Annotated in this window: 4 protein-coding genes; 1 reads left to right on the top strand and 3 read right to left on the bottom strand. The window is 41.4% G+C overall.

What is annotated here, in order from left to right:
- Positions 1–218: 218 nt before the first annotated feature.
- The 3 genes from QZ562_RS18540 to QZ562_RS18530 form a co-directional block, all read right to left on the bottom strand.
- Entirely contained in the window at positions 219–1,091 is an 873-nt protein-coding gene (locus QZ562_RS18540) for a hypothetical protein (RefSeq protein WP_293763501.1), read from the bottom strand.
- Positions 1,092–1,264: 173 nt separating this feature from the next.
- Positions 1,265–3,235: an alkaline phosphatase gene (locus tag QZ562_RS18535; protein ID WP_293763499.1), complete on the bottom strand. Its 1,971-nt coding sequence runs from the start codon at positions 3,233–3,235 to the stop codon at positions 1,265–1,267.
- A gap of 15 nt (positions 3,236–3,250) precedes the next feature.
- Entirely contained in the window at positions 3,251–4,834 is a 1,584-nt protein-coding gene (locus QZ562_RS18530) for an alkaline phosphatase (protein ID WP_293763498.1), read from the bottom strand.
- Positions 4,835–5,667: 833 nt separating this feature from the next.
- Here QZ562_RS18530 and QZ562_RS18525 point away from each other — a divergent pair.
- On the top strand, positions 5,668–6,181 hold a 514-nt coding region (locus QZ562_RS18525; RefSeq protein ID WP_293763497.1), incomplete at its 3' end, for a hypothetical protein.

Genomic DNA, 6,181 nt, shown 5'->3' with positions numbered 1-6,181 from the left:
GCAATAAACAAGTCACCCATGTTAAAATAATACCTGCGCAGGTTAATTTTTATAAGCTGTTGAACAGAAGACCCTTGAACCGAACAGCGTTAGAGTGTCATCCACTATCAAGCGATATCAATAGCGACCTATGATGGGGTTCATTTTTTAATTCAGGGGTCTTTATCATTCCATTTGATTGCTTTTAACGAACCAGCCCACTGAAGTCCTGCAGGACTTCAGTGGGTATGACTTTCTTTTTTAGTGGGATCGCCCGACATTGGGTTTCCTTGGGTATCATAAAATCCTGAGGCACCACGTTCTATGAAACCCAAGTTCATCATATTTGTTAAAAACGGGTCAGTATGATCATCACCAATATCCGCATAGTCTGTCGCGTAATAGGCGTACCGAGATTTAAAGAAGGGCGTAATTTGTTTATTAGACAATGCTAAGCTCTTCAAAGACCATGTTTCTAATATATTATCAGAGTCTTTCTTTTTAATAATAAAGTGACTTACTAAGCGCAACTCAGAAAACCATGTGATTTCCATCGATAGACTCTCATTCTTAAATTGTTTTGTTTCGACGCGATTGCACCCCTCATTAATCACATTCGTGGTGGTAAACTTTTGCAGCAGCGAGTCACTTATTAATTGATTGCGATAGGACCAGTCAGATTCTGTTTTGCCGTGCACTTTTTCACCCGGTTGATATTCGATAGCGCGCTGGTGTAGGTCAAAAAATCGAGTGCTTTTTATTTGATCCGCCTGATTCAATTGCCAAGATTCAGTGATCCCTGTTTGCGGATATTGATGTGCCACTTCGTTGCCGTTTCTGACTAAGGTAATCTGCAATTCTTGCCCTAATTTATCACTGGAGTGATTGCTCTTTGCGATTTCATACACAGCAATAAGATTACTTGCGGGTAAAGCTAAATCTGAACATTGATCATTTGATAGCTTTAATTCGCTTGGTTTTATGAATGAGCTTGTATCGATATTGTAAGGACTATTAGCGAGTGCGCTAAACGCGGTAACACCCGCGATAGAAACACATAATCTAATGATGTTCTTCGTCGAATTGACTGTGATTTCTATTAAAGATTTCATAATGGGTACTTATCCGTTTTAATTTTGAGGTCTTTTAACGTGACGTCATGCTTTTATTGCATGCTAGGTCATGTTTATACAACCGTTTGTTCTTATCTCTAATGGTCAAAACGAGGTATAGCGAATGAATCATCATCCACTATACCTAGAGACTAATTTGATTAGACAGTGAACTACTGAGTACTGTTTACCTGACCGCTCAAATCAGACGCAAAGTTTATGACGTGGTAAATCATGTTTTGCTCATTGGTACCGTTTAGCAAAAAAGCGCCTGGCCCTTTTGCATAGATTCCCACATCTTCACCTGAGTGAGTTTCACTCGTCAAAGGCACTAAGGCTTCTTGGTGAAAGCCGGCTGATGCAGTATCGACGTCGGTCAAGTCTTGGCGACCTGCAGCAATTGGCATGGAATAGGAAACATCAGCGTCAGTCACTTCATTTCCTAAATTTTGGAACCCCCTTCCGTTGGTGTAACCCAATGTTGTGTAAGGCTGGCCGTCAGCAGCTAATGCGGCTTCTGTTTGCCCAACGCTAACTACTTTGCCCAGTATGGGATTACCTCGCTTTGGATATCCAGCAATTGTAAATACATGACCATGATCGGCAGTTACGATAATTAATGTATCCTCATCATTGGTCATCTCATCAGCCATGGCAACAGCCTCAGAGAACGCAATGGTATCAGTGAGTGCACCATAGGCACTGCCCGCATGGTGGCTATGATCGATTCGACCCGATTCAATGGATAGAAAAAAGCCTAAAGGATTGTTATCCAAGATGGCAATTGCCTTGGCTGTCATTTCTGCAATGCTCGGTTCACCCGCAATATCATTAGCTCTGTCGGCTTCATATTGCATGTGTGATTCATTGAACAAACCAAATACATGTGTGGTGGTGTCAGTATTAATTGCATTAAACCCTATTTGGTCAAATACATAAGAACCCGAAGGGTAGGTAAGTGACCATTGTGCTGTTAAGTCGCGACCGTCTGTACGATCGCCTTCTACTGCACTAGCCGCATCCGTGCTGTTAAATGTTGCGTCTTTAGGTAAAAAGTGTCTTCTACCGCCACCAAAAACCACTTCGATTCCATCCACACTGCTACCTTCAAAACGCGTTTCTAAATTAGCTTTAAAGTTAACCAGTTGTTCGGCTATATCTTTGCAGCCCGCAGTCACTGCTGCTTCTGGCATATCAGAAATGTCTTCCCAATTTCGATCAGCTGATTTTGCATACGTTGCCGCAGGTGTTGCGTGCGTAATCCTAGCTGTGGATATGATACCCGTTGATTTGCCTGCTAACTCGGCAAGTTCTAGCGCAGTAACCAATTCATTTCCTGCTACCGTTGAACAATCACCGCGTACAATATCTTCATCAACGCCAATAACACCCACATCCGTTTTAACACCGCTTACCATTGCGGTCATGGTGCCAGCTGAATCAGGTGTTTGTGCGTCAACATTGTAAGTTTTTGCTAAGCCTGCAAATGGAAAGCGATCAAAGGAAAGACTGTTTTCTTCGCCCAATTGACCCTGCATCTGGCCTTCTAATATGCGAGAGGCTGTCACCGTAGACACTCCCATCCCATCACCCACAAACAAAATAACATTCTTGGCGGAACCTTTTAATTGCTCAATAAAGGCTGATTTTTGTGCCGGACTGGTAGTTTCGTATGACGTCACTTGTTGTGCAACGTCGGTATCGCCGCTGCTACTTTGTGCGCCGACTCCGCTAGTTGCGGTTAGCCATGTATTTTTGTTTTGTGAAACAAGTGCTGCACCATCAATGAACCATTGATTATTTAAGCTGGTAAGCAATTGCGTTGAGCTTACTTCAGTAATGCCAGGAACGCATACGAAATTTGTGCTAGTGATTTCACTGGGTTCTAGGGTACCGCTGATGTCAGCGTCAATCCCAGAATCAAATTTCACACCACTGTTGGGACAGTTTGTGTCGCCAATAATCAAATTGGTTTGCACCATTAGGCTGGTGGATCCCGCCGAGCCATCTTGGCCATTAGTACCGTTTGTGCCATCTTGTCCTGCGACGCCATTAGTACCATTTGTGCCATCATCGCCTTCTAATAAACAACCATTTAGTCCAATTACGGCAATTGCTATAAGACTGAGTTTTATATTTTTCATTCAAATTCTCCCTAATTATTCTTTGATAAGCTCAAGTGCTTGATTAATGACATGGAACAAAGCGCTTTGCTCTATAACACCTTGTACTAACTGCGCGCCTGGTCCATTTGCGTGTAAGGCTACATCTTCACCGCTATGAGTTTCGGAGCTCAGTGGCACTAACGCCTCTTGGTGAAAGCCTGATGATTCAGTGTCAATGGCAGATATGTCTTTGCGGCCCGCATTGTTAGCCATTGCGTATGAAGCATCAGCATCTGTTTCATTGCCCAAGTCCATCATTCCAAGGCCGTTGGTATAGCCTAGTGTAGTATAGGGTAGGCCATCGGCATCTTGTGCTGGTATATCTGAATTGACCCCTACGACTTTGCCAAGGATAGGGTTGCCACGTTTCGGATACCCTGCAATCGTAAATACGTGACCGTGATCAGCAGTAACAAGAATTAGGGTGTCTTCGCTGTTGGTCATGTCATAAGCTTTTTTAACTGCATTGGATAATTCAATGGCATCAGTAAGGGCATTGTATGCGCTGCCAGCGTGATGGCCATGATCGATGCGACCTGATTCAACCATCAAGAAGAAACCTTTTTCTTGATTATCTAAAATATCGATCGCTTTTTCGGTCATCTGCGTCAAGCTAGGTTCGCCTGCGATATCGTTGCTGCGATCAGCTTCATATTGCATATGAGACTCGTTAAATAGTCCAAACGCTTTTGTAGTTGTTGTCGCATCAATTGCGTTAAATCCTGTTTGGTCAAAAACATAATTTCCAAGTGGGTACTTCGCTATCCATTCTGCAGTAAGATCGCGTCCATCGGTGCGATCACCTTCAACCGCACTTGCTGCATCGTCACTATTGAATGCTTCATCTTTTGGGAGAAAGTGACGACGTCCGCCACCAAAAGCGACGTCAATTCCGTCTACATCCACTCCGGTATAACGCTTTTCCAAATAGTCTTCAAAATTGACTAACTGATCAGCTATGTCTTTACAGCCGCCTGTTATTGCTGATTCCGGCATATCAGAGATATCTTCCCAGTTTCTATCTGCAGATTTCGCATACGTTGCTGCTGGTGTCGCGTGAGTAATACGCGCAGTTGAAATTATACCTGTGGCTAGGCCTTTAATTTCAGCCAGTTCGAGTGCTGTAATCACTTCATTTCCAGCAACGGTAGAGCAATCACCACGACTAATATCTTCATCAACGCCGATAACACCCACATCTGTTTTCAGGCCTGACATCATTGCGGTCATTGTGCCCGCAGAGTCGGGTGTCTGTGCATCAACGTTGTAAGTTTTGACCAGCGCTGTGTGTGGAAACGATTCAAAACTAAGATAACCTTCTTCCCCTGGTTGGTTATTTAACTGTCCTTGTAAAATTCGAGCAGATGTCAGTGTTGAAATACCCATACCATCACCAATAAATACGATGACATTTTTAGCTTTAAAACGGTTGTTAGTTTGCAGTTTTTCCATCAATTTAGTGTGAGCATCGGTGTACCAAACATTCGATGTTTGGTGCTCAGGCAGGGCTGTTGCGGCAGCAGCTGTACTCAGACCTGCTGTGAATGAGAAAATAGCTATTTTTCTGATTAAATTCATAATTTTTCCTAGACAATCCAAGTCATGTTAATCGATTGAGGGCGAGCTGATGAAAATAAGCCATCATCAGGACGGCATATCATAGAAAGTAATTATGATGATTTCGGGTCATAAAAATGAACAATTAGTGTCTAAAAAGTGACAGTGATTTTACGTTTTCATGACTATTTGCTGATGCTTTTATTAACGCAAGATTACGCTTTTATGACAGGGTAGGCTGACAACAACCCACTGCAGATTTGAAAATAGGTGACTGGGAGTAAAATACTTTTAAGCAAACGAACAAGGGCAACGTATCTTTTGAGGTTACAAATAAGCACAATGTTAATTTGCACTGAAAGCATCCCCTAAATTGGCATTGGGTGTTGATACACGGCAAACATCGCATCTGTTTGATAAAGGTCTGTAAATACAAATTAATGGACTCTATCAAATATTCAAAATGCTGCGCGAGTCAGTTCAATTCGAGCTACCACTCAACAATATTCTAGATGTAACAAACAAAGCATGGGTGCTAGGGTGCAACCGCTTTACACAACGGATCTAGCAGGTTAGCAGGTCTTACTGATTTGCATTAAGGAGGAGGTAGCAAGTCAGACAATCATAAGGATACGCTAATTCAACCATCTTGCTCTCTTGATCTTGAACCATTAATTGTTCACTCACTTGAATCAGTAAAATACCTAAATCGTCGAAATTCAATATTCAATTATTTAAAGTAACTAAGGTAGTAACTTATGTAGTAACTTAGGTAAGTTGTTAATAAATAATGTTTTCTTACATAAAATGTAGTTATGTTAAGGTAGTTTGAATTTTTAAAAGGTGAAGGTTATATGAGACAATTATTAGGTATGCTCGTTATTTTAAGTTCGGCGATATGTGCAATGTTACTTAACGGCGAGATATTAATGTTTGTTAATACACCCGCAGCCATGATTTCTTTGGGAATATTATTGACTGGATTTATATTCAATGACACGAAAGAAATCAAGTATACAACTCATTTGAGTAGAGTATTTAGCAGTAAAGAATTAACGCAGTCAGAAGCTGAAAGTTCAGCGATTTTTTACTCTAATATGAATAAATTTTCGATTACCGCATCAGCTATCACGTTATTTATTGCTATTATTGCAACCTTGAATCATTTTGAAAATCCTAAAATGTTGGGCCCAATTCTATCGGTTACCTTACTTGTTACAATATACACAGGTATTGTCTCCACATGCTTTTTTATTCCTGCAACTTTTAAGCTTCTGTCTTCTGTTCCAGAAAATAGCCGAATAAATCCTCAGCAATCAGCTGCTTTCTCTAAAGCCATTTTAGGCGCTATTCTGATCAACGCTATAT

The organism is uncultured Paraglaciecola sp. (assembly GCF_913058035.1).
Taxonomy (GTDB): domain Bacteria; phylum Pseudomonadota; class Gammaproteobacteria; order Enterobacterales; family Alteromonadaceae; genus Paraglaciecola.
Note: the sequence above shows the minus strand (reverse complement) of the source record. Positions and strands in the feature narration are given on the sequence as shown.